Consider the following 26,502-nt stretch of genomic DNA (forward strand, 5'->3'; position numbering starts at 1 on the left):
GGGGAATGGCCGTGCTCGCACTTTCCCTTGCGCTCACGCCCGGGGATGCATCGGCCGGCGCGACTCCCTCCGACGATTACCGGGACGAAGCGGAGCGAATCACGGCCGCCGCGCTCGCGTCCGACGGCGCGTGGCGGAAGCTCACACATCTGTGCGACCGGATCGGCCATCGAATCGTGGGGTCTCCCGCGCTCGACCGCGCCATCGACTGGGCGCTGGAAGCCATGGCACTCGACGGTCTGGAAAATGTCCGACGCCAGCGAGTCACCGTGGGGCACTGGGAGCGCGGCGAAGAACGCGCCGTCCTCCTGCAGCCGAGGCGCATGGAACTGGCCATGCTCGGGCTGGGGCGAAGCGTCGGAACGCCGCCCGGAGGGGTCACGGCGGAGGTGGTCGTCGTGCCGGACTTCGACACCTTCCACGCCCTCCCCGATGACGCCGTGGAAGGCCGCATCGTGCTGTGGAATGCGCCCTTCACGACCTACTCCGCCACGGTCGCCTATCGATGGAGCGGTGCGGAAGAAGCCGCGAAGCGCGGCGCGGTGGCGTCGCTCGTGCGCACGGTCGGCCGCCGAAGCCTGCAAAACCCGCACACCGGCGTGCAGGCACCGTGGGAGGACGGCGCGCGTGCCATCCCCGCCGCTGCGCTTTCGGTTGAGGATGCCGCCATGCTCGCCCGCCTTGCGGAATCGGGCGAACGCGTCGTGGTCCGTCTGGAGATGGGAGCGCGCCACTTCTCCGATGTGGAGTCGGCCAATGTGCTGGCCGAGATCACCGGCCGGGAACTCCCGGAGGAGATCGTCGTCATCGGCGGGCACCTGGATTCGTGGGATGTCGGGCAGGGGGCGCACGATGACGGGGGCGGATGCGTCATCTCGATGGAGGCGGTTCGGATCCTGCACGAGCTGGGGCTGCGTCCCCGGCGCACGGTGCGAGTGGTCCTCTGGACGGAAGAGGAAAGCGGCGGCGCGGGCGGGCGCGCCTATCGCAAGAACCCGGGCACGGCGGCGGAGCGCCATGTGGCCGCCATCGAGTCGGACGGGGGCGTGGAAGCGCCGTCGGGCTTCGGGGTGACCGTCTGGAAGCCGGGGGGGCGCGATGTGGACACAGAGCGTCAGGACCGCGCCTTGCGGGTTCTGAAGGAGCTGGCTCCCCTGTTCGCGGAGTCGGGCGCGCGCGACATGGCGCCCGGAGGAGGAGGAGCCGACATCTCCCCGCTCATGGAAGACGGGGTCCCGGGACTCGCGCTCCAGACGCCGATGGACCTCTACTGGGACATCCACCACAGCAGCGCTGACACCGTGGACAAGGTGGATCCCGACGCGCTGCGAAGGAACACCGCCGCCATGGCGGTCATGGCCTATGTTCTGGCGGAGATGCCGGGCGAACTGGGCGACTGACGCGGACTGACGCTACCTCGGAACGAGATCCGTCCGGTCGGACAACCCCGACACGAACTTCGCCAACAGCGACGCCGTTCGAGAGAGATCGTCCAGATGGATCACTTCCGCGGGCGTGTGCATGTACCGACACGCCACCGAGACCGTGTTCACCGGCACGCCGGTCCCGCGCCACGACATGGCATCGGCATCCGTACCGGTGGCGCCTTCGTCGACTTCGATCTGGAACGGGATCTTCGCGGCCCGCGCAGTCTTCTCCAGGAGCCCCGTCACGACGCGACTCGAACGCACTCCCCGGCAGAGCACCGGACCCTTCCCGCAGGCGGTGTCCGCGTGCGACGCGCTCGGGATCCCCGGGGTCGTGGTGTCGTGGGTCACATCCACGGCAATCCCCAGCGACGGTCGATACCGCTCCGCAACCAGCCCCGCACCCCAGACGCCGGTCTCCTCCTGCACGGTGGATACGGCGTAGACCGTGGCCCGGTGCCGACGGCGCGACAACAGGCGCACCATTTCCGCGACAACAAAACACCCCATCCGATTGTCGAACGCGCGGTGTGAAGCAAAGCCCCCGGCCAGATCCTGAAAGTCCTCACCGAAAATCACCGGATCCCCGACCGAGACAAGCCGCCCCGCCGCCTTCCCGTCCCTCGCGCCGATGTCGATGCACAGATCTTCCGGCTTCACCGCTTTTCGACGATCCTCCGGCTTGATCAGGTGGATGGCCGGGCGGCCGATGACTCCGGGGATCTCCTTCCCGCCCACGAGAACCCGAACGCGCGTCCCGGGAAGCACCGCCGTGTCGAGGCCGCCGATTCTCCCGAACCGGAGCATTCCCGAAGGGTCGATTCGCCGAATGATCAGCCCCACCTCGTCCGCGTGTCCTGCCACCATGACGGAGATCTCGTCGGTACCATCCAGCACCGCCGTGTGGTTTCCGTAAACATCCACTTCCACGCGACCGGCGTGCGGCTCCACCGCTTCCCGCCAGATGCGTTGCGCGGGCATCTCGAACCCGGTCGGGGCGGGAACATCCAGAAGGCGGACGAGGAACTCCCTGGATTCGCGGCGCATGAGGCTCCTTCGGTGAGGGCGGGTTGAGGGAAGGCGAACCGGGCCGGAGTGAACCCGCGGGAGCATAGACCCGCCCGCCGATCCGGGCAAGGCGCGTGGAGGGTGGAGTCAAAGCCGGGTCGCTGGTACTCTGTCCGGTCCATTCGTCCGAAATTGTCCCTTCTGATCCCGGGAGACTCGGAGTGCGACGGAATCAGGGTTCCATGCTCTGCCCCCGGTGCGGAAAGCTGGTCTCGGTCTCCGCGGACCGGTGCCCCTACTGCAGCGCCACCCGACCGGGCCTGTGGGGCTTCGGACCGGTTCTCCAGCGCGTCTTCGGTGGGTTTCTGAACCCGGTGACAGCCATCCCGCAAGTCTGTATTGCGTGGTTTGTGATCGCGCTCCTGCTCGACCCGCGCTCGGCGCTCAGTTCATCATTCGGGCTCCTGCATATCCTCTCCCCCGCGCCCCGCGCCCTCGGGCTCCTGGGAGCCACATCCCCCGCATCGCTCCATCACGGCCAGTGGTGGACGCTTCTCACCGCCATCTACCTCCACGGCGGGCTGCTCCACATCCTGTTCAATGTGATGTGGATACGCAACCTCGCGCCGGAGGTGGGGCGAGCCTTCGGTCCCGCACGGTTCTTCATCATCTGGACCGTCGCCGGGGCGCTCGGGTTTCTCCTGTCGAACCTGTCTCCGGGCAGCCCGGGGTCGCTCGGCGCGTCCGGGTCCATCTTCGGGCTCATGGCCGCGCTGATTGTCTACGGCCGCGCCATCGGAGCCACGCTGCTCACGCGCCAACTCTGGAAGTGGGCGCTGATCCTGGGAGTCATGGGGCTCCTGTTCCCCGGGATCGACAACCTCGCCCACCTCGGTGGCTTCGCAGGCGGGTGGGTTTCCGCCACGCTCTTCCGGTCCCGCCTCGGCCGACCCGAGGGGCGCGGCACTCAGTTCACTGCGCTGGCGATGGTCGCCGTGACCGCGCTCGCGCTCCTGTTTCATCTGACTCTGGCGCTCGGCGCCATCACGCGGATTATCCGCTGAGAGGAGAACTCAAATGACAAAGCAGACCCCCATGGAAGCACTCCTTGATCGTTGGGGGGAGTACGAGGACATCCAGCACGCATCCATGGTGCTGGAGTGGGATCAGGAGACGCACCTCCCGACCGGAGCCGGCGAGGCTCGCTCGCAGCACCTGGCCACCCTCGCCGGACTCTCCCACGAGAAGCTGACGGCCCCCGCGTTCCGAAAGGCCCTGACGGCAGCCGAACGCGACGGTTCGCTCAAAGGCCGCGAACAGGCGATGGTCCGCGAAGCGAAAAGGACCCACGACCGCGCGCGTCGCGTACCCCGGGAGCTCGTGATGGAGCTCGCGCTGGCGGAGAGCCGCGGCCTGGCCGCATGGAAGACCGCCCGCGAGGAGGGCCAGTGGTCGGACTTCGCGGAGAATCTGTCGACTCTGGTGCGGCTGAAGCGGCGCCTTGCCGAGGCGGTCGGGTACCAGGACACGCCCTACGACGCGCTTCTCGAGGACTTTGAACCCGGTGCCACGGTGAAGCAGCTGGATCCGCTTCTCGGGGAGTTGAAGGAGGCCACCGTGGATCTTCTCGGGCGCATTCGCCGGTCGAAGAGACGCCCGGACCGGAAGCTCCTCCGCCGGAAGTTCCCGAAGGAGGGACAGCTGCGCCTGGGGCGCATGGTCGCCGAGACGATGGGTTTTGACTTCACCGAAGGGCGGCTGGACCTCTCGACGCATCCGTTCTGCACTTCGTTCCACATGTCGGATGTTCGCCTGACGACGCGTGTGGACGAACGCGACCTCAAGCCCTCTCTTTTCGGTGTGATCCACGAAGCGGGACACGGCCTCTACGAGCAGGGAATCGGTCGTGAACTCGCCCGGACGCCGCTCGGCGACTCCATCTCGCTCGGCATCCATGAGTCGCAGTCGCGACTGTGGGAGAATCTCGTCGGCCGGAGCCGCCCGTTCTGGAAGCACTGCCTCCCCCGCGCGAGGCGCGTGTTCCCGGAGGCGCTTCGGGGCGTTCGTCTGGATGACTTCGTGTTTGCCATCAACGATGTTCGCCCGTCGATGATCCGCGTGGAAGCGGACGAAGTGACCTACAACCTGCACATCATTCTGCGCTACGAACTGGAGAAGGAACTGTTCTCCGGGGAGCTCCAGCCCGAAAACCTCCCCGAGGCGTGGAACCGGAAGATGAAAGAACTCCTGGGAATCGTTCCGCGCAACGCATCGGAAGGAGTCCTGCAGGACATTCACTGGGCGATGGGGCTCATGGGGTACTTCCCCACCTATTCGCTGGGGAATCTCTACGCGTGCCAGCTTTACAACAAGGCGCGCAAGAGCATTCGCGGGCTGGACCGGCGCGTGGAGAACGGCAAGCTCCTGCCGCTCCGCGATTGGCTGCGAACGAGTATCCACGCCCCTGGCAAGACCTACAGCGCGGCGGAACTGATCCAGCGCGCCACGGGCAGCCCGCTCTCCACAAAACCGTTCGTGGATTACGCGAACGCGAAGTTCGGGGACCTGTACGGGCTGTAGCGCTGTCGCACGGGCGTGGTGGATTTCTGCCGCGCCCCGTTCGCTGGCACATCGGTTGCATAGCCTCCCCCGAGGGAACGCGCGCCGCGCCGCTTCGCACGGCCGCACCCCGGGGGAGCTTTGCGATGACCGATCAATCCTTGTGGAAGTGCGCGGTGATCGGGGGAATCCTCATCCTTGCGCACTCGCCTCCCGCGGCGCACGGCGAACAGGCTGCTGATCATGCCGTGAACAGCGGCGTTCAGGAAGTGGTCGCGACGCCCGAGAGAAGCGCGGGGTTCGGCGAGGCGTACTTCATTCTCCAGCGGGCGGAGTTCCGGTCCCCGGCATGGCCGGAGAGCCACGAACAGTACTCGGTCTTCGTGTGCAATCCGTCCTTCACGGCACAGGATCTCTCCCGGCTTCGGCGAACGCGCCCGGAGGCGGTATTCCTGGCCTACACGAACGCCCAGGATGTCCCCATCGGGATGTACGAAAGTTCGTACTATCGCGCCCTCACGGCGGTGTTCGACAGTTCCTTCTGTGTCCGCGACGCGTCCAGCGGGGAAGTCATTCGCCTGTACGACCCCGACCCTGTGGTTCACCCGGAGCGGGGCCAGCCGGGCTTCGTGATGCATCGGCACTCGGCGGAACTTCTCGCGTCGTTCCTCGCCGGGGTCACCATGCGCGCGGGCTGGGACGGGCTTTATGTCGACCAGTGCACGCGGGTGTTTCCCGAACACCGGCGGCAGATGCTGGCCCGGCGCGCGGGCGGCTTCGACTTCGATGCGGACGGTCGCGCCGACACGCTGGAGGAGGTGGACGCTTCCTACGAAAGGTGGCGACCGCACTTCACGCAGCGGCTCCGCGAGGAGCTGGGCGATGACGCGCTGATCATCGGCAACAGCGGGGGGGCACTGCGCGACCCCGCGCTGAACGGGATCAGTCTGGAAGACCCGGGAGTGCGGTTCGATCCGCGTTCGGCAGAGCGCTACCTTGCCGGACAGCACGAAGTGGCGGCGCGGCCGAGGCTTTCGATCGTGTGGGTCAAGTCCCCGGGCAGCGGCCCGCCCTCGCGCGAACTCGCCGCCGCGCTCGATGGCGTGAGCGTGGGGCGGCTCTAGAACCCGCTCTCCCCCGTCAGCGCACGCCCCAGAATCAGCGTATGAACTTCGTGCGTGCCCTCGTAGGTGTACACGGATTCCAGATTCAGCATATGCCGGATGACGGGGTACTCCAGGCTGATCCCGTTCGCGCCCAGCACCGCGCGGGCCGATCGGGCGACTTCCAGCGCCATCTCCACATTGTTCCGCTTGCAAAGACTCACCTGCCACGGGGTCAGGAGCCCCTTCTCCTTCATCCGGGAGAAGTGCGCCACCATGAGCAGCCCCCGCGAGATCCCCTGCGCCATCTCCACCAGGCGGTGTTGCATGAGTTGCTTCGCGGCGATGGGAACACCGAACGCAATCCGCTCCGCCGCATAGGAAGTGGCAGCCTCGTAGCACGCACGCGCCGCGCCCACCACGCCAAAGGCAATCCCGAATCGCGCCTGGTTCAGGCAGGACAGCGGTGCGCCCAGCCCCTTCGCGCCGGGCAGCATGTTCGTGGCCGGAATGCGGCAGTCCGCCAGCACGATCTCCCCGGTGTCGGACGCACGCAGCGACATCTTCCGGCCCATCGTCGGCGTCTCGAATCCGGGCGTGCCGCGCTCCACCAGAAACGCCCGGATCGACGCGGCATTCCCGACTTCCGTCGTGGCCCAGACGACGGCGAGATCCGCCGACGGCGCGCTGGTGATCCACATCTTCGCACCGTTGAGCACCCACGAGTCTCCATCGCGAACAGCGTGCGTCCGCATGGCACCCGGATCCGACCCGGCGTCCGGTTCCGTCAGCCCGAAGCAGCCGACCACATCTCCCCGCGCCATCAGAGGGAGCCAGCGGTCCTTCTGCTCCTCTGATCCGTATCGGTGAATGGGGTACATGCACAAAGATCCCTGCACGGACACGAAGCTCCGAAGCCCGGAATCCGCGGCCTCCAGTTCCATGAGCGCAAGCCCGTAGGCCATGTCGCCCATGCCGGCACAGTCGTATCCGTCGATGGTCATGCCGAGAATGCCGAGTCCGGCGATTTCCGGGATGAGATCCCGCGGGAAGACCCCCTCTTCGAACCACTCCTCCGCGCCGGGCAGGTACCGATCGCGGACGAACCGGCGAACGGTCTTCTGGACGAGCTTTTCCTCGTCGGTCAGGGTCTCGTCGAGAGCGATCAGATCGTCGAGACTCACAGGGGTCGAATCCGCCATGACCTGCTATCTCCTGTGCTGTTCATCCATTCGGAGGCCGGGGAACGGCCACTTGTGCGGCGAGAGTACCCCACGCCCCCAACCCGCGCGAGGCAAACCGCGCCGCAGCCTCTCTTCCTCGCCGCTGGACTTTGACTGCTCCGTATGGGACCGTCCATCGATTGGCCCCCATGATAGAGAGAGGTTGCCCATGTCCGCTCCGCGTGTCGGGTCCGAAATCGGCCGCCTCCGGAAGGTGCTCGTCCATAAGCCCGGAATCGAACTGGCACGGCTCACCCCCCGGAATCGCGAGTCTTTCCTGTTCGAAGACATCCTCTGGGTGGAACGCGCCCGTGACGAACACGACCGATTCGTGGAACTCCTGCGCTCGCGCGGCGCGGAGGTGCTCCACCTGCGGACACTCCTGGAGGAAGTGCTGGAAGACGAAGGCCTGCGCCGCGAGGTCGTGAACCGACTTGTCCCCCCGGTCGTCTGCGGCCCACGGCTGTCGCGCTACCTCCGACGGCACCTGCGTGAATCCTCTCCGGCGGATCTCGTGGATGTGCTCCTGGGCGGGCTCCTCCGCGAAGACCTCAAGGCGCGCGGCATCGACCCGCTCTTCGCCGATCTCATCTCCGACCGCTACGACTGGGTGCTGCCGCCGCTTCCGAACCTCTTCTTCATGCGCGACAATGCGTCCTGGATCGGGGACGGCCTCTCGCTCAATGTCCTCGCGTCGCCCGCGCGAGCGTCGGAGTCGGTGCTCGTCCGCGCCATCTACCGGCATCACCCGCTCTTCGCCGATCTCGACTTCCCGACATGGTACGGAGACGAGGCCGCGGACCGTTTCCCCGCGACGGTCGAAGGCGGCGATATCCTGGTGCTGGACGAAGAGACGGTACTCATAGGCTGCGGCGAACGAACCGCGCCCGCGGCGGTGGAGATTCTCGCGCACCGGCTCTTCGACGGAAGTCCCGTGCGCAACATGATCGTCGCGCACTTCCGACGCGAGCGGGCTGTCATGCATCTCGACACCGTGCTCACGATGGTGGATGTGAACCGGTTCAACTTCTATCCCGGCATCCTCGACGGGCTGGAAGTGTACCTGCTTCGTCCCGGGCGCGGGGGCAAGCTCTCCGTGCTGCGAACCGACGGGCTGGAGAAGGCGATCGCCGCGTGCCTCCCGCGCGACGACACGCAGTTCATCACCTCGGGGAAGGATGGCATCGACCACATCCGCGAACAGTGGGACGATGGGCACAATACACTCGCGCTGGAACCGGGGGTGGTGGTCAGCTACGCTCGCAACCGCGAGACAAACCGCCGACTTCGCGACGCCGGCGTCGAGGTGCTGGAGCTGGACGCGTCCGAACTGTGCCGTGGGCGCGGGGGAAGCCGCTGCATGACGCAGCCTCTCCTCCGCGATGAAGTGGACTGGAACCGTTGATTCAAGAGGGCCGACGCCCGGCCCGGAGAAGGAACCGCCGATGACCCCATCTCTCCGAGGACGCCACTTTCTCACGCTGCTCGATTACACGCCCGGGGAGATCGCGCACCTGCTGGATCTCTCCGCATCGCTGAAGGCAGAGAAAGCCGCCCGGAAACGGCCGCGGCGGCTGGACGGAATGAACATCGCGCTGCTCTTTGAAAAGCCGTCCACGAGAACGCGCTGCGCCTTCACGGTCGCGGCGGCGGACGAAGGTGCGCACCCGGAGTACCTCGGCCGGGGCGACATCCAGATCGGCAAGAAGGAGAGCGTCAAGGACACGGCACGCGTGCTGGGCAGAATGTTCGACGGGATCCAGTTCCGCGGTTTCCGGCACGAGACGGTGGAGGAGCTGGCGCGGTGGGCTGGCGTGCCGGTATGGAACGGCCTGACCGACCGTTTCCATCCGACGCAGATCCTCGCGGACTTCCTGACCGTGCGCGAGAACTTCGACGGGCGCCTCGACGGAATCCGCTTCGCATATCTGGGCGACGGGCGGAACAACATGGCAAACTCGCTCATGGCCGGAGCGGCACGCACGGGCATGGACTTCCGGATCGGATCGCCGGAGTCACTGAGACCGGAGGAAGACCTGGTGGCCCGGTGTCGTGCGGATGCGTCCGAGACGGGCGGGAGAATCACGCTGACCGACTCCGTCGACGAAGCCGTGGAGGGAGCGGATGTGCTGTACACGGATGTCTGGGCCTCCATGGGCGAAGAAGACCGCATCGAGGAGCGGATCCACCTCCTGGGCGACTATCGCATCACGGAAGAGATGTTCGAAGCGACCGGAAACGCGAACGCCATCTTCCTGCACTGCCTCCCCTGCTTTCACGACACCGCCACGGAACTCGCGTCGGCGTTCCCGGGCATTCAGGAAGCCACGGACGGTGTTTTCGAGGGCGATCGATCACGCGTCTTCGATCAGGCGGAGAACCGTATGCACACGATCAAGGCCGTCATGGTGGCGACGCTGGCCGGATGAGGGCACTCATCCCGCAACGCCACGCAACCGTCCACTTGGCGCGACGGACATCAGAGCGTAGATTGACCCGGTTCCGGACCGCCCCACGGTCCGCAGTCCCACTTCAGCTGGAGGAGTCGTGAACGCCGTCGCCGCATTGAACCGCCCCTTTTCGATTCTCCGGGAGTATTCGGCGTTTCTAATCGCTGGATCCGTCGCCGCCATCGCCTGGGCCAATCTGGACCTGACTTCGTATCAGACATTCCTGCATCGGGTATGGGGACACCCCATGCTGTTCGGCCGGGAGATCGGGCACCACGGCTTCACCTTTCACTTTGCCGTGAACGACATCTTCATGGCGTTCTTCTTCGGGATCGCCACCAAGGAAGTCGTCGAGGCCTTCCTGCCCGGCGGCCCCCTCTCCAGCCCGAAGAAGGCCAGCCTGCCGATGATCAGCACGATTGGCGGTGTGGCCGGTCCGGTGCTGGTGTTCGTGGCGGCCTGCCTGGCTGCAGCGCCCTACCTGCTTCGTGGATGGGCGGTCCCGACCGCCACCGATATCGCGTACTCGTGGCTCTTCGCCGGGCTGATTTTCGGTTACAAGCATCCCGCCACCAAGTTCCTGCTGGCGCTTGCTGTCCTCGACGATCTCATCGGCATGGTCATCATCGCCATCTTCTACAGCTCCACAATCCAGATGGAGTGGATGACGCTCGTGGCGGCGGGAATGATGTTCTGCGGTGTTCTCCGCTGGTGGGTTGGCGTGAAGAGCTTCTGGCCGTATCTCCTGATCGGTGGAACGCTTTCCTGGTTCGGGCTCCTGTTCACCGGAGTCCATGCGGCTCTCGCGCTGGTTCCCATCATTCCGCTCATGCCCTCTGAGAAGCGGGATGTCGGTCTCTTCGAAGAAGAGGACATGCCGGAGGAGGCCTCCCCCGGGCACGCGGCACACCCGACGGATGCGCTGAACTCCTTCGAGCACACCTTCAAGCCGTATGTGGATGTGGGGCTGCTCACCTTCGGCCTCGTCAACGCGGGCGTTCCCTTCTCCGCATTCGGGCTGGAGACATGGATCACGCTGGCGGCCATCTTCATCGGGAAGACCATCGGCATCTTCCTGTTCACCGTGGTCGGCCGCCTTGCGCGGCTGAGCCTCCCGGCCGGGATGACCATGCGCGAGTGCTTCGTCATGGGCAATGTTGCCGCCATCGGGTTTACCGTGGCGCTCTTCGTCACCGATGTCGCCTTCCCGAAGGCCGCCGGAGCGGACGCCCATGCGGAAGGTGCCGGGCACGCGGCGGAAGTTCACGACGCGCCCGCGCACCGCGCACCGGGTCCGAGCACGCATCAGGAGCCGGTGGTCCCGCCCCCTCCGCCCGGCGCCTCCTACGAGGATCTGTCGGTTGCGCAGAAGAGCCTCGTCAAGGACAAGGTGAAGATGGGTGCGCTCCTCAGTTTCCTGGCGGGGGCCACTTCCATGCTGCTGGGGCGTCTGCTCGGGGTGCGAAAGATCTCCACCGATGCGGAACTCCGCGAGAGAATCCGGGAGCTGTCCGCGGCCTGACCGGGGCTACTGCGCGGCCCGAACGGCCACGCTTTCCAGGGGTCGGCCATCCGGGCCGGCCGGCCCCAGGTCTCTTCCATTCACTTCCAGACGAACGGCGCCGCCGTCCGCCACGCTCACCAGGAAGAGGCTGTCGGCCGTCCAGTGGCCCGACTCTCCCGCCCGGAGCGACTGCCTGCGCAGATAACCGGCGCCATCGAGAAGAACGGAGACCTCGACGGCGCGGACGGCATGGATCGCAAGTCGAACCCGGCCGGAGGGTGCCTCGGCCGAGGGCGAGGGCGGTGTCGGTTCGGCCTCCGCATGGGTCGGTTCGGCCACAGGCGTGTGCTCGATAGCGACTGCGCGCTCATTGGCCACGATCGGTTCTTCCACTTCCCGCGGAACCGTCTCCCGGTCGGTCGGGGCACCGACTTCCGCCTGCGATCGCTCCTCTACCGCGAGTGGCGCGTCCTCCGCGCTACCCCCGGAAAGCCAGCGCACTCCCGTCGCCACCACGGCCACGGCCAGAGCGACCGCGCCCAGGCGGACGCCCCAGCGGCCGACCACGCGAAGCGTCCCCAGGATTCGGTCCGGGTCCTGCAGCGCACGCTCCAGAATGCCCGGCACCGGTGCGGATCGCTCCTCGGCCCAGGTGGTTTCACCCGTCCCGCCTTCCGGCGAGAGCAGGCGCTCGTACATCCCGACGCCGTCCTCTTCCGAGAGGCCCAGCTCACGGCAGACGAGCCGCACGAAGCCGCGCACATAAGGGACCGACGGCAGGGGGTCGTGATCTCCGGCTTCCAGCGCCACGAGATTCGGCAGACGAATCCGCGTGCGCTCCTCCAGCTCCTCCAGCGACAAGCCCGCCGCCTGCCGACCCTCAGCCAGAAACCGCCCCAGTTCTTCCATAAGCCCTAGTACCTGCTTCGTACCCGATAAGTGATGACGGTCTCTCCGCCCGCGTCCACGGGGACCTCGAATACCATCGTTCGGGAATCCTCCCGGTCCGGATGGTGGCTCGACTCCAGCACCGTCCAGTCTCCGCCGGGATGTTCCTTGACGAGAATGGTGACCGCCCCTTCTTCCTTCTTCTTCCGGTTGCGGAGCTTGATCTCCACCCGGGTCTCACGAATGCGATTGCTGATTTGCTTCGACTCCAGTTCCTTTCTCTCGCCCACCAGATCGAAGGCGTCCCCCACCACCACCGAGATCTCCTCGTCGCGGGGGGTGTGGTCCAACCGATCCTCTCCCACGAACTCCAGCTGCCCGTCCGAGTCTTCCCGGTAGATGCGGAACTTCCCGCCGGGGAGCGGAATCCCCAGACCGTTGTCCAGAGTGTTCTCGAACTCCAGTCGCACCTGAATGCCGTCACCCGAACGGCGCGGCTCATAGACATACTTCTTCCGGACGGACACCTCGCGCCCGCCGAGCAGTTCGATCTGCTTCACTTCACGGTCCGCAAGGGTGGTGGCCCGCCCGAGTTCGTAGATGTGGTACTCGAAGAAGGACCGCTCTTCGAAGTCCGCGGCCTTGCCCATGAGCCTCAGCATCGGCTGCGCGGCAGGAGGCCCGGTCGCATCGCGCACCCGGTTCACTTCTCCCGCAACGACCTTCACCTTCGCGTCCGCATAGGCCGCCCCGGAGCGGTTCTCAACACTCACCCAGGCGGTCAGCTCCATCTTCTCGTCCTTCGCGTCCACGGCCGCGACATACTCCGCGTGCCATGAAATCCCCGAGGTCAGGTACGCGACCTCGATCTCGGCATTCCGCGGACCGTCGTTCTCCACGCGCCAGACCAGCGTGGGACGCGTGATGAGACCCTCCGGAATCTCCGGGAAGGTCATGTCCGCCACCTCGTCCGACGAGATGGCGACCACTCCGTCGGCGGTCTCCAGCACGATCGACCCGCTCGCTGTCTTGAGCACGCCTTCATGGAAACGGTCGTGGCGGGTCATCACCGTGATCGGCTGGTCCAGATAGCGCGCCAGGAGCTTCTCCCGGCTCACGAGGTCGTAGCGGAAGTTCTGCTCCAGGATGGTCAGGCCGCCGCCGTCCAGGCGCACGGAGGTCGGGTCGATGCGGGCGGCGACATCCACAAACGAGAACTCCCCTTCTCCCGAGGGAAGGTGCACGCTCCGCGACTCCTTCACCAGCGCAAGGTCATTGTTGTAGACGGTAACCCGAACCTCGGCGCGGGCGTGGGGCGCCATGAACGTGGCGGACAGAACCAGAACGAGAAGCACCGATCGGATCATGACATTTCTCTCCCCCCGGGGGCCTGTCGACAGATCCCGATGACACGGGCGCTACCCCAGGTCCGCCACCGCTCCGGCGACGCGTTCCAGATCCGCCTTCAGACTCCCCAGCTTTTCGCGTTCTCTCTCCACGATCTCAGGCTTCGCGCGAGAGACGAACTGCTCGTTGCCCAGCTTTCTCTCCGTCTGCAGGACCAGGTTCTCCAGCCGCCCCCTCTCTTTGCCGAGCCGGGCGCGTTCCACATCCAGGTCGATGAGTCCCTCCAGCGGGACGAACACCGTTCCGCCCGCGGCGAGCGCGCTTGCGGAACCGGCGGGCTTCTCCACATCCGGGCCCGCCTGAACGCCCTTTGCCCCGGCCAGAGCCATGATGCGCTGCTCCGACTCACAGAGTGCCGTGGCCACCGTCGCGTCGTCCGTTTTCACAAGAATCGAAACGACCGCGCTCGGCGGAAGGCTCATCCGGCTCCGGAGATTCCGTACCGCGCTCACGACATCCTGGATCGCCTCGAAGGCCCCCTCCGCCGCAAGGTTCCGGGCAGCCGGGTCCGCGGTCGGCCATGCGGACTGCATGAGAAGCCCCTTCGACCCGGGGAGGAAGCGGTGAATCTCCTCTGTCAGGAACGGCATGATCGGATGCAGGAGTGCGAGAACCGTGCGAAGCGCTTCCAGGAGCGTACCCCTTGCGCGCGCCGCGGACGCTTCGCCCGCCTCCCCCGCCAATCGCCCCTTCACGACCTCCAGGTACCAGTCGCAGTAGTCGTTCCACAGGAAGCGATAGAGTTCCTGACACGCGTCATGGAAGCGATACTCGGTGAGGGCGGCCGAAACTTCTTCCGTCACGCGCGCCAGCCGGGAGCGAATCCACTCATCTTCCAGATCCGTACCGGGTGCGGCCTCCCGCTTACCTTCCAGATTCCGGATCACGAACCGCGACGCATTCCAGATCTTGTTCGCGAACCGCTGTCCCAGTTCGAAGCGATTCTCCGAGAGTTTGACATCCTGCCCTTCCCGCCCGAGAACCATCAGCGAATACCGGACCGCATCCGCGCCGTATCGGTCGATCATCTCGATGGGATCGATCCCGTTGCCGAGGCTCTTCGACATGCGCCGCCCCTGCCCGTCGAGGACGGTCGGGTTGATGTAGCAGAGGTCGAAGGGGCAGCGGTCCTTCTCCGGCAGGTGATCCAGAAGCTCGTACCCGGCCATCACCATGCGCGCCACCCACAGGTAGATGATCTCCCGGGCGGTGCTCAGGAAGTGCGTGGGGTAAAACCGGGCCAGGTCGTCCGTGCGCTCCGGCCACCCCAGCGTGGCGAACGGCCAGAGCCACGACGACGCCCAGGTGTCGAGCACATCGGGATCCTGCCGGACGATGGGCTTACCGGTGCGCGGATGCGGGGACCCGACCTCCAGTTCGTCCACGGATGCGACCGGCTCTCCGTCTTCGTCGTACCAGACGGGGATTCGGTGCCCCCACCACAGCTGGCGGCTGATGCACCAGTCGCGCACATTCTCCAGCCAGTCGAGATAGACGCTGCTCCAACGATCCGGCTTGAACCGGAGCCGCCCCGTCTTCACCGCCGCGATGGCCGGCCGGGCCAGTTCCTCCATCCGCACGAACCACTGCTCGCTCACGAGCGGTTCGATGGCCGTGCGGGAACGGTCGCTGGTGGCGACATTGTGCTCGATCTCCCGGACTTCCCCCAGAAGCCCCGCCGCCGCGAGATCGCCGAGGACCGCTTCGCGCGCCTGCTCCCGGGACAGGCCTCGATACGGTCCGGCGGCTTCGCCCATCGTGCCGTCGCCTTCCAGGATATTGATGATGGGCAAACGGTGGCGGGCTCCGCGATCGTAATCCGCCGGGTCGTGCCCCGGCGTGACCTTGACCGCACCCGACCCGAATGCGGGGTCCACGCTTTCGTCCGCGATGACGGGGATCTCCCGGTCGAGAAGCGGCAGAACGAGCGTCTGCCCGACGAGATCCCTGTAGCGGTCGTCATCCGGATGCACCGCCACGCCGGTGTCCCCCAGCATCGTCTCCGGGCGGGTCGTGGCCACGGTGACGAACTCTCCGTCGCGCCCCTGGACGGGGTACCGGAGATCCCAGAGCTTTCCCGCACGCGGGACATGGAGGATTTCGTCATCGCTGACGGCGGTCTGGAGCACGCAGTCCCAGTTGACCAGCCGCGCGCCACGGTAGATGAGCCCCTTCTCCCAGAGACGCACGAAGGTCTCGCGCACCGCGTGCGACATGTCCTCGTCGAGTGTGAACTTGGTGCGGGACCAGTCGCAGGAGCACCCCAGTCGGCGAAGCTGCTGGAGAATGGTGTTCCCGTGCTTCTCCTTCCACTTCCAGATCTCCGCAAGGAAAGCGTCGCGCCCCATCTCCTCGCGAGTGACACCGGTTTCCCGGTAGATCGTCTTCTCGACGACCGCCTGCGTGGCAATCCCCGCGTGATCCGTGCCCGGAAGCCAGAGTGCCTCGTGCCCGAGCATACGACGGTGCCGAATGACAATGTCCTGAATGGTGTTGTTGAGCGCATGCCCCATGTGAAGAACACCGGTGACATTGGGCGGCGGCATCATGATGACAAACGGGGGCCGTGTGGAAGATGCATCCGCACCGAAGGCGCCGGACTCCTCCCAGCGCGTGTAGCAGGCATCTTCCACACGGGAAGCGTCGTAGGCCTTGTCCAGCGACGGAACGGGATTCGATGACATGGGCACTCCATCGAGTGTTGCGTGGGTGGTGCAGCGTACCACCGCCCCCCGGGACTCGCAAGACACGGACGGTGGATGGCGCGCGGGCTACTTCCCCTCTGCGCTCTCCAGCAACCCCTCGACCTGCGCACGCGCACCGGCATCCGTCGCGGGCAGAAGCCGGAGGGCGCGCCGCAGATCCTCCCGCGCGCCGTCGTGATCCCCTGCCGCAAGCCGAACCTCTCCGCGGGATGCGAGGTAGTACGGATCCTCCGGCATGCGACGCACCGCCTCCGTCAGGAGGTCGAGCGATTCCGGCACGCCCTCCGGCCGCTGCGCAAGGAGGAGCGCCAGGTTGTTCATGGCATCCGTATGCGAAGGGTTGACCGCCAGCGTCGCGCGATAGAGCGCGATCGCCTCCGCAACGACCCCGGCACCGGAGAGAAGGCTCCCCGCATCAAAGAGCTCGGCGGGATCTGCCGGGTCTCCTCCCGCTTCCCGCAAGAGAGCACTCCATGCATCGCGCCGCCCGGCCACGAGTTCAGCTTCGGCCCGTGTTCGCAGGAAGGCCGCGTTGTCCCGCGCTTCCCGCATGGACGACAGATCCTCCAGCGTGCGCACCGCCCCGTCCGCATCTCCGCCGCGGAGCGCCGCCGCCGCGCCTGCCCAGCGCGAGAGGAACGCCCCGGCATTGATCGCCGAAAGACGCGCCATTTCGTCGCGTGCGGCCCGTGCATCCGCCCCTCGCAACGACATCACCGAACCGGGTCGCCGCGGATCCACCGCCACGAGTTCCCCGGACGCGAGAAGCTCCCGATGCGCCGCGTGCGGCGTGTCGCGACGCAGAAACACCTCCGCGTGGTCATCCCAGTACGCCAGTCCCCATGCCGGATCCTCGCGAAGGACATCACCGATCCGGTCGTCCGTCTCCCCGCCTTTCCGGCGAATCATGGCGAACTGCACTTCGTAACGGTCCAGCACCTCGCGCCATCCGGGCACCGCCTGCAAGACGCGGTAGTACCCCTCTTTCCAGAACGACTCCGGATAGGCTTCCAGGCGGGCGTCTACGAAGACCGGCATTCGCTCCGGGCCGAATCGCCACAGAAGAGCGCTCGCCCAGAGGTCCGTGTTGAAGACGGGGCCTTGCAGGTGGTGGGTCTCAATGAAGTCCAGGGCGGCGGTCGGATAGTGCTTCGCGTCCTTTCCAAAGCCGAACGGGAACGGCGTTCCGTCCAGCGTGCGCGAACCGGCCCAGGATGCCGCCGCCAGGGCCACGAGAAGGGCGGCCCACTCCGTCGAGGGTACGCCCGCAATCCTCCGGGCACGCCGCGAAAGGTCCGCCGCAAGGCCTCCCCAGGTCTGCGCAAGAACCGGCGCCGCCACGACGGCAAAGGGAAGAATCCCGCGGACCGCACGAAAGGCGAGAAACCCGAACCCCGCCAGGACGATCAGGCCCGCGAAATCCACGCGCCGCCTTCGCAGCACCAGCCCGACCAGCAGGAGCCCTGCCACCAGATCAAACGGCCAGTCGGTCGCCAGATTGACCGGTCGATACTCTCCGATCATCGAAGTGAATCCGGAGTTCGTGAAGAAGAGGAAGGGAAGGACCAGCGGTTTGAGACCGCTCGGGTTGATGAGCGCCATGGTCGCGAAGGGGAGGGCTGCCGCGATCGCGGAGTAGAGAAGAAGTGGTCGAAAGCGCGCATCATCCTGCCGGGTTCGCGTGCCGGAACGGATGCGACGATCGAGGAGTTCCCCCGCAATCGTCCCGCCCAGGAAGAGCACCCCGAAGAGCACGCCGGAGTGGATGTGCCCCCAGACGGCCAGAAGCACCGGCAGCGGCCACAGAGACTCGCGGCGACCGGCACAGTAGTCCCGAACCCACGACTGAAGAAGCGCCAGGAACACCAGCGTCGCCAGGAAGGGCCGAACGAAGAAGCGCGGCTGCATGGCGACGAGCAGCAGGATCACGAGGGCTGCCGCGACAGCCTGCGGCGCCCCTTCGCGGAGAGCCGTCCTCCGGAGAATGAGCGCGGCCAGCAGTACGATCAGCATCCGCAGGAGGATGAGTCCGCCAACGCCTGCCGAGCGATCCACCAGATGGAGCGCGACTTCTCCCAGCCACTGATGCACCGGATAGGGATGGCCGGGGAATGTATGGCTCAGAAAATCCGTGTCCGGGATGGCATGCGTCGCGAGGATCCTCTCCCCTACGGCAAGATGCCCGCCCAGATCGAGATTCGTGATGCGGAAACAGGAGAGAAGGAGTGCCACGACCACCAGCAGGACCAGCCCGACGACCCCGGCCCGACTCATCCGCCCCTCCCGATCAGTTCCCGGAACTTCAGGCGAAGAACCATCGTGTAGCCGTCCAGCAGAAGGCGCATCCCGAGCTTGGAATCACCCGTCGTACGGTCCACGAAAGCCAGCGGGATCTCCACGATCCGGCACCCCGCTCGATGCGCCCGGAACAACACCTCCTGCACAATCGACGGCCCCGCCGAGACCAGGGTGGCGGGAGACACCGCTTCCATTGCGGACCTGCGAAACGCCCGATACCCGGAGTTGCAGTCACCCACCGGCATCCCCAGAAGCACCCGGATGTACGCATTGGCGAGAATCGTCAGCACGCGGCGCGGAAACGATCGGTCTTCATCAGAGCCGCCGGGGACGAATCGGGACGCCAGCACCACATCCGCGCCGTTCTCGATCTCGCGAAGGAAACGCGGGATCAGCGCCGGATCGTGGGAGAAGTCCGCATCCATCTCCAGGATGACCTCGGCCCCCAGAGAAAGCGCGTGAAGGAAGCCATCCCGCCCCGCGAGTCCTCGCCCTCTGGGGGGATCTCTGTGGAGCACACGCACCCGGTCGTCTTCGGATGCCAGCGTGTCGGCCAGCTCTCCGGTTCCGTCCGGAGACCGGTCATCCACGACCAGTATGCCCGCGTCCGGTGCCACTGCGCGGATGCGCTCCACGAGCGCCACGAGATTGGGGGCTTCGTTGTAGGTCGGTATGATGACAACGGTCCGCACGCAATCCCTCCCGGTCGACCGGCATCTTACCCGAGGGAAGCGGAAGAGGAATCGTGTTTTCCTGCCGGAGGAGACCCGCCCGCACACAAAAAAGGGGGGAGCCTCCCGGCCCCCCCCTGGTCCATCACGGAATCCTGCGGGATCAGCGCGTCAGCACCATCTCCCGCGCCAGCGTCTCACCAGCCGCCTTCAGCCGGTAGAGGTAGACACCACTCGCAACCGGACTCCCTTTCGCGTCCCGACCGTCCCACACCACCGTGTGTCGGCCCTGCGTGAAGGTTCCGTCCGCCAGATCCACGACCTTACGACCCGCGATATTGAATACCGCCAGATCGACCGCGCCGTCCCGGGGAACCGAGAAGGCGATCGTCGTGGACGCGGCCGGAGTGAAGGGGTTGGGCGCGTTCTGGGAGAGCGTCAGAGCGGACGCCATCGGCCCCGTCTCCACGCCGGTCGTGAGACCTTCGAGCATCCAGTCCAGCACGCGACCCATGACATCGGTCTTTGTGTTCGGGCTGGAAGTGTCCTGGATTCCCTCGAAGGCTGCGGCCAGCATGACGGTCCGGTAGGTACCGGAGTCATACCGAATCCCGACAGGCCCGACCGATGAGTTGAGCCAGGTGGCCCCTCCCGCACCGGGTGCCATGTCATCCGCGTAATCGGGGTAAGGCGGACTCATGGCGAACGAGAGCCCGTCTCCGATCGGATCCGCCGCAACGCCGGACGCATTCGCACAACCGGAGTCGTCGTTCCACGACGCGACATTCAGATAGTCCGTCGTGAAAGTGTTGGCGCCCTTGTCGGACAGATAACCGTGGCTCGTCAGGAAGAAGTTCCCGCCCGCATCCAGGTAGCTGACGATCTTGGCCTGGCTGTTGGCGCCGATCGTCTTGACCTGAAACTCGCCGGTCATCCAGATCACGGCGTCGTAGTAGCCCATGTAGATCTCGTCCGGACCCGCCAGGAGCGCCGCATTGTCCCAGTGAACGGCGGAATACCCCGAACCGGATATGGCCGCCAGATAGGACGCTTCGTAGCTGTAATTCCGGTCATCATCCACAAGAAGAACCGCTGGAGTTCCGGAGAATGTGTGGACCTCGTCCGAACCCCCGTTGCCGGCACCCAGTGTGGGGGTGGCATCCACGAGCATGGACGCAAGACCACTGTTCCCCTGCGGGTCCAGCGTGACGGTCACCGTCTCCACCTGTCCCGGAACCATGGAGGGAATGGTGACGCTGGAGCCATTTGACGCGCCCCAGGCCACTTCCGCGCTCCAGGCCGGCGGAACATTCGCGGTCGAGACGACCACATCGTCGGAAAGCATGCCCGTGTAGGTGACCTCATGCGTAAAGACCACCGGAGCACCCGGAGTTGTCTTCCGGACCGGGGCGTCCACCCCCGCAACCTGAGCCGAGTAGGCCGGATACATATAGCCCGAGTTCAGCATCTTCTTGTTCCCTGTCCGCTGAACATAGGCGACTCCGTGGAGCTTCGAAATATCCCACGGCGTGTCCGGTCCCACGACATCCAGATTGAAGTTGTGCACGATCTGGGCGGTTTCCCCGCCGTTGCTGATCGTGAGCGGAGAATCGGGGAGGAGATCCCGCCCGATCCCGTGCCAGTTGTTCCAGCCATTGGTTCCGCAGCAATAGAACACATCATCTTCATAGATGGCGGCGCCCACGGTGCAGTTTCCGGGATTGGTGATGACCTCGCCCGGCGCAACCTCCAGATCGATGACCATCGTTCCCGTCCGGGCCGCCTCGTCAAAGATGACATATCCCGACACCGTGATCTTGGCCTGCGAAGCCAGGTGGCTCACGACGGTCGGCTGGTAGTACGGGTACATATCCGTCCCGCCGCCAACCTCGTTGTCGTACCCGTCGAAATAGACATCCGGCACACCGCCGACCCCGTAGTAGTTCCCGCGGGCCTGCGCGTCCGGATGAACGATCGCACCGCTGTTGTGCCAGTCGACGGTGATGAACTCCGCCCTCGTGTACTCGTCCTCAAGCTGCTTCAACGCCGCACGGGCGTCAGGGCAGTATGGTCAAGTGGTGAAGCCGAACTCTTCGGCATAGACCGTCCTCGGGACCAGTGTGGCGTTTGCCGCCACCGGAGCCAGTGCGAGGGCGAGAACCAGCACGCCGAGCGTGCCTCCCGCCACCTTGCGTGTCGTTCTGTTCAAGGTGTGCTCTCCTTTCGGTGCGTGGAATCCGGCCATACCGGGTTCCGGATAAGCCGGGTCCCTAGCGGACCAGGATCAGGGTCTTCGCCCTCTTTCCGAGGGGGGTGGTCAGTTGGTAGAAATAAGTGCCACTGGCGACAAGACCGCCGTGGTCATCCGTTCCGTCCCAGACGAGACGGTGCGGCCCCACGCCGGCGGGACCGTCGAGCAGTGTCCGGACGGTCCGGCCCGCGACATCGTGAATACGAAGAGTGGCCCAGTCGGCGCGCGGCAGCGAAAAGCGAATGGAAGCCGCGGTCCGTACCGGGTTGGGGGCATTCTGCTCCAGAAGGACTCCGGACGCATCCGGCGTCAGAGCCTCCACGCCGGTGGCGCTGCCGCAGATCACCGTGACACCGAAGTCCGCGCCCAGCAAAGGGTCTCCCAGCGAGGCTGTTCCCAGAACCGCGTACCCCGCACCGATCGACCCGGGGAACGCATCCACACGGATCGTATCCGACTGCCCGGCGGCCATCGCCCAGTCCACGCCCGCGGGATAGCACGCCATCCCGATGCAGACATCCGCCGTCCACATGGCGGGCATGGTGGACGAATCACAGTACAGGTGGATGGTGTCCGATCCGGCAGAGTGATTCGTCAGCAGGTAGAAGAAGTCCGCCAGTTGCCAGGGAGCGGGCACGGTCGTCGTGGCTCCGCCCAAAGGCGTCACGGTGTAGTACGGAGTGTCGCCGCAGACCACGGTCAGAGGAAACTCATCCGACTGGTCCGGGGTCTGCACCTGGAGAACCGCGTGCCCCACGCCGACCGACCCGGGGAACGCATCGACGCGAATGGTATCCGACTGTCCCGGAGCCATCGCCCAGTCCACACCGGCCGGGTAACACGCCATCCCGATGCAGACATCCGCCGTCCACAGTGCGGGCATCGTGGATGAATCACAGTACAGGTGAACCGTATCCGCAACGGTCGAGTGGTTCGTGATCACATAGAACATGTCCGCAAGGCTCCACGGCGCGGCGACCGTCTCCACATTCCCGCCGGTCGGCACCACCGAGAAGTAGCTTCCGCTTCCGCACACAATGGTGATGTCTCTCTCTACGCGAAGCCCCGGGTTCCCCAGCGACTGCACCTGAAGAACCGCATGGCCCACGCCGACCGAGCCGGGAAATGCATCGACCCGGACGGTATCCGACTGCCCGGGCGCCATCGCCCAGTCCACGCCGGTCGGGTAGCACGCCATCCCGATGCAGACATCCGCCGTCCACAGGGCGGGCATCGTGGATGAGTCGCAGTAGAGACGAATGGTATCCGCGACTGCGGAGTGGTTGGTGAGCACATAGAAGAGATCCGCGAGGTTCCACGGGGCGGAGGCCGTCGCGACATCTCCCGTCACGGGCTCCACCGTAAATCCAAACGCTCCACGGACTCCGGCGCCCATCTCTCCCCGCGACTCCAGGCCGGCATCCGCAGTCGGCACGGCGGAACGAGTCAGATGGGAGATGGACCGGGCGGGGGAATCCACCGGAAAGAGGAAGCCGATGATGAGGGCCAGACACAGAAACGCGCAGACCGCAGGGAAACGATTGGTGCACCACATAGAAGAATCCTCCAGAGTTGAAGCCCATCATATCAGATTCCGGGGGGGAACTTCAAACCCGTGTGAATCTCAGCGAGCCAGTACCGTCTGAAGAACCTCCCCTGTGGCGTCATCCTGCACAAAAACGGCCACTCCGAGGTTCGATTCTTCCTTCCAGACCGCCTCCGCGGGAAAGCTGTGCGAGAACTCCGCAATCTCGCCCGCCTGCATGGCCGGAAGAGCCTCCTCTGAAACCCAGCGCGCCACAAAGTTGAAAATGGTACCGGGGGGAAGAGCGGGAACGGTCAGGATACCGTCTTCAATCAGCACGAGCCGCAGGACGGCCTCGCCCGCGCCCAATGCGGAACGCGCCTTCACGAGAACCGTGAGCCCCGGCGTACCGGCGACGGTGAAGTCCCGGGCGCGAAGAGCAATGGAGCAGGTGTTGTCGCATCCGGCCAGGTACGAGCCCGCAAGGGTCCGGTAGCGGCTGAGTTGCGACTCTTGCGCCTCTTCCACCCGTTCCGTTCCGTTGAACACGACGGACGGATAGGGCGGCGCTCCCGACGGATAGTAGTAGTGCTGCCGCAGGATTGCGTCGGGGTAGTCCGTGTAGAGTTCGTAAACGGGCTGTCCGGTGTGATACTCCACGACCACGAACCGTTCGTCGAAGTCCTCGTACACGGCGTGCAGAGAGTCCGCTGCGGGACCGCAGTTGATGCAGGTCTGGTAGGTGAACATCTCCGCAAGCACGCCGGGAAGCGGCCCGAGTTCCGCAGAGGCATCCACGGTGTCTCCCACGGCCACTTCCACAGTGAAGGGCGCGGTGTCCGCGAATCCGTCCAGGCGCAGGACAAAGCGCGCGTCCCCCGGAGGCAGGCTGTCGACGACGGCGGGGGTGGTTCTGCCCGTGGGCGTGAACTCCCCGGGCGCACCCTCCACAAGGATGGCGGCCCCCGAAAGATCCGCCTGCGTCATCTCGTCGGTGGAGGCAATGCGGGCGGAACCCGTGGTCTGGAGCATCATCTCGAATGACACCGAGGTCGTCCCCGCCGCCGCCACCATCGCCGACGCGGACTCGGGAGTGGCGGCATAGAACTCGCGCGAAACACGCACCGTGTGCATCCCCGCCGCAAGCGGCCCCAGTACGCAGGGCGCGGTTCGGGACTGGGCCACTCCGTCGAGCGTCACCGAAACCCCCGCCACACTGGACTCCACGGACAGGAACCCCTGCGTCGGTTCGATGAGAGAGTCCCGGCAGCCCGCCGCCGACATCAGACCCAGCGCAGCCAGCGCGACACAGGCCGTCCCCGCGCGGCGAAGCCATGGCAGAGCGTGGCGGGGAGCGCCCGCTAGAATCGGCTGACCCATTTCACCTTCACTCCCTGAAACTCGGGTTCGTACCAGCAGACGCCCCCGGAGCACTTCCAGCCCCCGCGCTCCGAGCCCGCCGTCAGGACCACATCGTTTCCACTGTCCAGCATGATCTCCGCCTGCAGAAAGAGCCAGTCGGACCGCTCCTGCTCCTCATCCGTTGTGTCTTCGTGAGACAGCGTCATGGTGAGCCAGGGCGATCTGGCATAGGTCAGGTTCAGAATGCGGTCACGCCACTCCCGCGGATACTGGAAGTCCGCAGTCGTGGCATCGGACTCCACCGCCTCCGACCACTCCAGGGCCACCGCGAGGCTCTGCACCTCTCCGAACTCCGCGACGACTTCCCCGTATCCCGAGAGAATCTCCGTGAAGCGCGGGCCGAAGTCGAACTCCGTCTCCCCCGCGGCCACCGTGGCAAACACGCGCTCCTGCCAGTCGGTCTTCCCCTCTGCGTAGCCTTCCCGGTACTCGCGGTCGCCGTCATGGCTTCGGGTGACTCCATAAGCCCCGAGGAGGGTGGTGAAGAGCCCGGGGGAGTAAGTGCCTTCGGTGAGCCAGCCCTGCACATCATCGTTCCCGATGTCTGTCTGGATCACGCCGATCACACGATTCGCCAGCGTCCACTGATGCTGAAAGAGCACGCTGGGCGGATCGTGGTACTCGAACTCGAAGCGTTCGTAGTCCCGAGCCTCCGCTTCCAGCGAGAACTCGCCCATCACGCCGGAGACGGAAGCATACGATCCGTGCCCGGCATCGGCACCATTGGGAAAGGTGCGCACGACATGCTCCGCAAACAGAGTTCCCGTGGCTCCCGAGAGTTCCGCCGTGGCGCCGAAGAGCTGCTCCCGATCACGAACATCGGTGTTCTGACCGCTCCCCCAGGCTTCCACCATCCCGCCCCCCAGTTGCAGGGGTCCCAGGCTCTCGGCGTCGAAACGCAACGCCCGGAAGCGGTTGCCCTCGTGCTGGCCCGCAAGAACCCGCGCACTTCCCGACGCATGGTCCCAGCGAATGGAAGCTCCCTGCAGGCGGCTGTCGAAGTTCAGTTCCTCGTCTTCGAAGACCGCCAACAGCATCCCGCGGCCAAGCACTTCGGAGAAGTGACCCGCCGTCACGCGAAACGCCCCCTGCTCCATGGTGAGAGCACCCATCGGAACGCCGGAACGCTCCACGCGCGTGTCGCCGGCATCCAACCCGGGGAGCGAGAAGGGGTCGTAGAAGGAGGCATCGGAGACCTGAACCGCTTCGTACCGAATCCAGCCGGTGAGTGCCCCGAGGTAACCCTGCACATCGAGCCGATTACGGAAGGCCTCTTCCCGGCGTGCATCCAGCGAGTACCGACGGTACTCCACCTTGTTGACGACGCTCATCGAGAGCGCACCGTCGCCATCCCATGCGGAAGATGGCGAGAGCGGCGCCGCGAGGGCGATCCACCAGAGGGCAAGCACTCCGCGCAGGGTCACTCGGCCACCTCGGCATCGGGGGCCTCCGCCTCAGGCTCCGCCTCCGGAGGCAGAAGCTCGAGGATCATCTTCTCCAGCTTCTTTTCGAATCCCGGCTGATAACCGGTGTGGCGATAGCGAATGCTGCCGTCCGCATCGATGATCACCATGTACGGCACGCTCCCCTTCCCTTGAAGCTTGCGGAAGACATGCTGTGTCGGATCCATGATCACCGGAAAGGTGTACTTTCGCCCGCGCACATAAGGCTTCACCTTGCCGGAACTCTTGGGTTGATCGATGGAGACCGTCACCATTTGAAGCCCACGCTCCTCGTACTTCGCATGGAGCTTCTGGAGCCACGGGAGTTCCTTCTTGCACGGCTTGCACCAGGTGGCCCAGAAGTCGACCACGATCGGCCCCTTTCCGAGATACCCCTCCAGCGACACCTTCTCCCCGTTCATGTCCCGGGCCTTGAAGGCAGGAGCCTTGCCCAGCACGGGAAGCTCCGCTTCGGCAGCCGGCGCGAAGAAAAGGAACATCGCGAAGAAGAGCGGAATCCGGCGGAAGAGCAGGGCCATGGGGACTTACCTCGGTCAGGATGCGGGTGGAAGAGCGCCCGGCGAAACTCCACCGGGTCGGCCATCATAACCTCGGAGGC

Annotated in this window: 20 protein-coding genes; 7 read left to right on the forward strand and 13 right to left on the reverse strand. The window is 65.7% G+C overall.

What is annotated here, in order from left to right; all coding sequences use genetic code 11:
- The first annotated feature begins 5 nt into the window (after positions 1 to 5).
- Positions 6 to 1,400, forward strand: a complete 1,395-nt coding sequence (locus tag QF819_00780) for a M20/M25/M40 family metallo-hydrolase (protein MDP6801700.1) — start codon at positions 6 to 8, stop codon at positions 1,398 to 1,400.
- 12 nt (positions 1,401 to 1,412) lie between these two features.
- Here QF819_00780 and QF819_00785 read toward each other — a convergent pair whose 3' ends face one another.
- The gene (locus tag QF819_00785; GenBank protein MDP6801701.1) at positions 1,413 to 2,474 is read right to left on the reverse strand and encodes a M20/M25/M40 family metallo-hydrolase; all 1,062 of its coding nucleotides are present in this window, start codon (positions 2,472 to 2,474) and stop codon (positions 1,413 to 1,415) included.
- A 182-nt stretch (positions 2,475 to 2,656) separates the two neighbouring features.
- On the opposite strand from QF819_00785, the gene QF819_00790 reads away from it, so the two are divergent.
- The 3 genes from QF819_00790 to QF819_00800 all read left to right on the forward strand — a co-directional run bounded on the left by QF819_00790 (position 2,657) and on the right by QF819_00800 (position 6,118).
- Positions 2,657 to 3,499: a rhomboid family intramembrane serine protease gene (locus tag QF819_00790; protein ID MDP6801702.1), complete on the forward strand. Its 843-nt coding sequence runs from the start codon at positions 2,657 to 2,659 to the stop codon at positions 3,497 to 3,499.
- Positions 3,500 to 3,512: 13 nt separating this feature from the next.
- Positions 3,513 to 5,015 carry a carboxypeptidase M32 gene (locus QF819_00795; protein ID MDP6801703.1) on the forward strand — a complete coding sequence of 501 codons (1,503 nt, stop codon included), beginning with the start codon at positions 3,513 to 3,515 and terminating at the stop codon, positions 5,013 to 5,015.
- A gap of 125 nt (positions 5,016 to 5,140) precedes the next feature.
- Positions 5,141 to 6,118 carry a hypothetical protein gene (locus QF819_00800; protein MDP6801704.1) on the forward strand — a complete coding sequence of 326 codons (978 nt, stop codon included), beginning with the start codon at positions 5,141 to 5,143 and terminating at the stop codon, positions 6,116 to 6,118.
- Here the strand turns inward: QF819_00800 and QF819_00805 are convergent.
- A complete protein-coding gene (locus tag QF819_00805; GenBank protein ID MDP6801705.1) occupies positions 6,115 to 7,299 on the reverse strand; it encodes an acyl-CoA dehydrogenase family protein in 1,185 nt (394 codons plus the stop codon). The two genes, QF819_00800 and QF819_00805, sit on opposite strands and share 4 nt — an antisense overlap.
- Before the next feature lie 190 nt (positions 7,300 to 7,489).
- On the opposite strand from QF819_00805, the gene QF819_00810 reads away from it, so the two are divergent.
- The 3 genes from QF819_00810 to QF819_00820 all read left to right on the forward strand — a co-directional run bounded on the left by QF819_00810 (position 7,490) and on the right by QF819_00820 (position 11,292).
- On the forward strand, positions 7,490 to 8,725 hold the full coding sequence (locus QF819_00810) for an arginine deiminase (protein ID MDP6801706.1): 1,236 nt from the start codon (positions 7,490 to 7,492) through the stop codon (positions 8,723 to 8,725).
- Between the two features lie 40 nt (positions 8,726 to 8,765).
- Entirely contained in the window at positions 8,766 to 9,749 is a 984-nt protein-coding gene (gene argF / locus QF819_00815; GenBank protein ID MDP6801707.1) for an ornithine carbamoyltransferase, read from the forward strand.
- Positions 9,750 to 9,867: 118 nt separating this feature from the next.
- On the forward strand, positions 9,868 to 11,292 hold the full coding sequence (locus QF819_00820; protein ID MDP6801708.1) for a Na+/H+ antiporter NhaA: 1,425 nt from the start codon (positions 9,868 to 9,870) through the stop codon (positions 11,290 to 11,292).
- Between the two features lie 6 nt (positions 11,293 to 11,298).
- Here QF819_00820 and QF819_00825 read toward each other — a convergent pair whose 3' ends face one another.
- From QF819_00825 to QF819_00875, 11 genes are all read right to left on the reverse strand, one after another.
- Entirely contained in the window at positions 11,299 to 12,183 is an 885-nt protein-coding gene (locus QF819_00825) for a helix-turn-helix transcriptional regulator (protein MDP6801709.1), read from the reverse strand.
- A gap of 5 nt (positions 12,184 to 12,188) precedes the next feature.
- Complete coding sequence (locus QF819_00830) at positions 12,189 to 13,529, reverse strand: DUF4139 domain-containing protein (protein ID MDP6801710.1); 1,341 nt, start codon at positions 13,527 to 13,529, stop codon at positions 12,189 to 12,191.
- A gap of 51 nt (positions 13,530 to 13,580) precedes the next feature.
- A complete protein-coding gene (locus QF819_00835) occupies positions 13,581 to 16,253 on the reverse strand; it encodes a valine--tRNA ligase (GenBank protein MDP6801711.1) in 2,673 nt (890 codons plus the stop codon).
- Positions 16,254 to 16,340: 87 nt separating this feature from the next.
- A complete protein-coding gene (locus QF819_00840; protein ID MDP6801712.1) occupies positions 16,341 to 18,548 on the reverse strand; it encodes a hypothetical protein in 2,208 nt (735 codons plus the stop codon).
- Positions 18,545 to 19,264, reverse strand: coding sequence for a polyprenol monophosphomannose synthase (locus QF819_00845; GenBank protein MDP6801713.1), 720 nt, complete (start codon positions 19,262 to 19,264; stop codon positions 18,545 to 18,547). The genes QF819_00840 and QF819_00845 overlap by 4 nt, the downstream gene beginning before the upstream one ends.
- A 142-nt stretch (positions 19,265 to 19,406) precedes the next feature.
- Positions 19,407 to 21,287, reverse strand: a complete 1,881-nt coding sequence (locus QF819_00850) for a FlgD immunoglobulin-like domain containing protein (protein MDP6801714.1) — start codon at positions 21,285 to 21,287, stop codon at positions 19,407 to 19,409.
- Between the two features lie 27 nt (positions 21,288 to 21,314).
- The gene (locus QF819_00855) at positions 21,315 to 21,452 is read right to left on the reverse strand and encodes a hypothetical protein (protein ID MDP6801715.1); all 138 of its coding nucleotides are present in this window, start codon (positions 21,450 to 21,452) and stop codon (positions 21,315 to 21,317) included.
- A gap of 61 nt (positions 21,453 to 21,513) precedes the next feature.
- A complete protein-coding gene (locus QF819_00860) occupies positions 21,514 to 23,049 on the reverse strand; it encodes a FlgD immunoglobulin-like domain containing protein (GenBank protein MDP6801716.1) in 1,536 nt (511 codons plus the stop codon).
- Positions 23,050 to 23,118: 69 nt separating this feature from the next.
- Positions 23,119 to 24,399 (reverse strand): PEGA domain-containing protein, encoded by a 1,281-nt coding sequence (locus tag QF819_00865; GenBank protein ID MDP6801717.1) that lies wholly within the window; start codon positions 24,397 to 24,399, stop codon positions 23,119 to 23,121.
- Positions 24,381 to 25,865, reverse strand: a complete 1,485-nt coding sequence (locus QF819_00870) for a DUF6029 family protein (protein ID MDP6801718.1) — start codon at positions 25,863 to 25,865, stop codon at positions 24,381 to 24,383. The genes QF819_00865 and QF819_00870 overlap by 19 nt, the downstream gene beginning before the upstream one ends.
- A complete protein-coding gene (locus QF819_00875; protein ID MDP6801719.1) occupies positions 25,862 to 26,422 on the reverse strand; it encodes a TlpA disulfide reductase family protein in 561 nt (186 codons plus the stop codon). Before QF819_00875 ends, QF819_00870 begins: the two co-directional genes overlap by 4 nt.
- Positions 26,423 to 26,502: the final 80 nt, after the last annotated feature.

This window comes from Gemmatimonadota bacterium (genome assembly GCA_030747075.1).
Lineage (GTDB): Bacteria > ARS69 > ARS69 > ARS69 > ARS69 > ARS69.